This window comes from Mesorhizobium sp. M7A.F.Ca.US.014.04.1.1 (genome assembly GCF_003998745.1).
GTDB lineage: Bacteria > Pseudomonadota > Alphaproteobacteria > Rhizobiales > Rhizobiaceae > Mesorhizobium > Mesorhizobium ciceri.
Map to the genome: position 1 here is coordinate 1 of NZ_RZRW01000716.1, position 2586 is coordinate 2586.

General features: G+C 64.5%; 3 protein-coding genes. All 3 read left to right on the forward strand.

All coding sequences use genetic code 11. The features are described 5' to 3' along the window. The coding region (nusA, locus tag EOA22_RS30420; protein ID WP_127390465.1) for a transcription termination factor NusA at window positions 1-1238 on the forward strand (1238 nt) is incomplete at its 5' end. A gap of 38 nt (window positions 1239-1276) precedes the next feature. Continuing rightward, window positions 1277-1927: an RNA-binding protein gene (locus tag EOA22_RS30425; RefSeq protein WP_024503463.1), complete on the forward strand. Its 651-nt coding sequence runs from the start codon at window positions 1277-1279 to the stop codon at window positions 1925-1927. After that, window positions 1924-2586: translation initiation factor IF-2 associated domain-containing protein (locus tag EOA22_RS30430; protein WP_206521363.1), on the forward strand; the 663-nt coding region annotated here is incomplete at its 3' end. The genes EOA22_RS30425 and EOA22_RS30430, both read left to right, overlap by 4 nt.

Genomic DNA, 2586 nt, shown 5'->3' on the forward strand with positions numbered 1-2586 from the left:
TCCAGAAGGTCCGCGAGGCCGAACGCGACCGCCAGTATGACGAGTACAAGGACCGCATCGGCGAGATCGTCAACGGTACCGTCAAGCGCGTCGAATACGGCAATGTCATCGTCGATCTCGGCCGCGGCGAAGCGATCATCCGTCGCGATGAGCTGATCCCGCGCGAGAACTACAAATATGGCGACCGCGTCCGCGCCTATGTCTACGATGTGCGCCGCGAGCAGCGCGGCCCGCAGATTTTCCTGTCGCGCACCCATCCGCAGTTCATGGCCAAGCTGTTCACCATGGAAGTGCCGGAAATCTATGACGGCATCATCGAGATCAAGTCGGTCGCCCGCGACCCAGGTTCGCGCGCCAAGATCGCCGTCATCTCGCGGGACTCATCGATCGATCCGGTCGGCGCCTGCGTCGGCATGCGCGGCAGCCGCGTCCAGGCGGTCGTCGGCGAATTGCAGGGTGAGAAGAGCGACATCATTCCGTTGTCGCCTTCTGCGGCGTCCTTCATCGTCAAGGCGCTGCAGCCGGCGGAAGTCGCCAAGGTCGTGCTCGACGAGGATGCCGAACGCATCGAAGTCGTGGTTCCCGACGACCAGCTGTCGCTGGCCATCGGTCGCCGCGGCCAGAACGTGCGTCTGGCTTCGCAGCTGACCGGCTGGGATATCGATATCCTGACCGAAGCCGAAGAATCCGAGCGCCGCCAGAAGGAATTCGTCGAGCGTTCGTCGCTGTTCATGGAAGCCCTCGACGTCGACGAGATGGTCGGCCAGGTGCTGGCCTCCGAAGGCTTCACCAGCGTTGAGGAAGTCGCTTATGTCGATTCCGGCGAGATCGCCTCTATCGATGGTTTCGACGAGGACACCGCTTCGGAGATCCAGACCCGCGCCCGCGAATATCTGGAGAAGATCGAGGCCGAGCACGACGACAAGCGCAAGGCGCTCGGCGTTTCGGACGAATTGCGCGAAATCCCCGGCGTCACCACCGCCATGATGGTGACGCTTGGCGAGGACGGCGTGAAGACGATCGAGGATTTCGCCGGCTATGCCGCCGACGACCTGACCGGCTGGAAGGAACGCAAGGACGGCGAGACAAAAGTCTATCCGGGCGTGCTGGCCAATCATGGCGTGACCCGCGCAGACGCCGAACAGATGGTTCTGGCCGCCCGCCTCAAGGCCGGCTGGATCACCGAAGACGAGCTTGCAGCCGAAGAAGTCTCGGCTGACGAAGCCGTTGGTGCGTGAGGTGAAACCGCATCGCACCGAACCCGCCCTTGGACGAGATGAACGATCGCACCTGCATCGTTACGCGCAAACAAGCCGAACCGGATGATCTGATCCGGTTCGTCGTCGGCCCGGATTCGGCCGTCGTTCCCGACATCAAGAGAAATCTGCCCGGCCGCGGTTGCTGGGTGAGCGCCGACCGCCTACATATCGACAAGGCTGCGGCGAAGAACCTCTTTGCCCGCGCCTTCAAGGCACAGGTGGTCGTGCCGCCCGATCTTGGCGGCATGGTCGACGGGCTGCTTTCCAGGCACGCTCTGGGCATGCTTGGTCTTGCCCGCAAGGCAGGCGCAATTTCGCTTGGTGCTACCAAGGTCGAGAGCGCGGTGCGCGGCGGATTGGCGCTTTTCGTGCTGCATGCTTCCGAGGCGTCCGATGACGGCGTGCGCAAGATCAGCCAGGCGCGACGGGCGACGGTCCATCTCGGTGGGCCCGCTATCCTTGCCTACAAACTTTTCTCCGAGGCCGAGTTGAGCTTGGCATTGGGGGGTACAAATGTGATACATGCTGCCGTTCTCGCGGGAGACGCGGGCAGGGCGGTCCAGAAGCGCATGGTTGCGCTCGACCGGTATCGGGGCGGTTCCCCGGACGATCTGGCAATGCTTGCGGCTGTTGCTGACGAAGATGATGCCGCAGAGGATATGGAATGAGCGATACGAAATCGGGTGACGACAATACGCTGAGTGTGACGCCGAAGAAGACCTTGACGCTGAAGCGCCCCGGTATGGAACAGGGCACTGTGCGCCAGAACTTCTCGCACGGCCGCACCAAGCAGGTCGTCGTCGAAACCAAGAAGCGCAAGTTCTCGATGCCCGGCGACAAGCCGGAGCCTGTTGCCGCCCCCGTCTTCACACCGAAGCCGGCGGTCGTGGCCGCACCCGTCGTCGTGCCGGAAGCACCGAAGGCGCCGCCACCCCCGCCGCCCCCGGCCCCGGTCGAGCGCAGCGGCATGGTGCTGAACGAACTGTCGCGCAGTGAAATGGAAGCACGCCGCAGGGCGCTCGAGGGCTCGAAGGTTCGCGAGGTCGAGGACCGCCAGCGCGCCGCCGAGGATGCCAAGCGTCGCGCCGAGGACGAAGAGCGCCGCAAGCGCGAACGCGATGAATCCGCGCGCCGCCAGGCCGAGGAAGAAGCACGGTTGCAGACCGAGGCCGAATCCCGCCGTCGGGCCGAGGAAGAGGCGCGTCGCCGCGCGCCATTGGCTGCCGAACTGGCAACAGTCGATGACGAGGAAGTGGCCAAGCCGAAGCGGGTTGGTGCCGGCGCACCGGTGCGCCGTCCGGTCACGCCTGAAGTGGCGCGTCCGGCC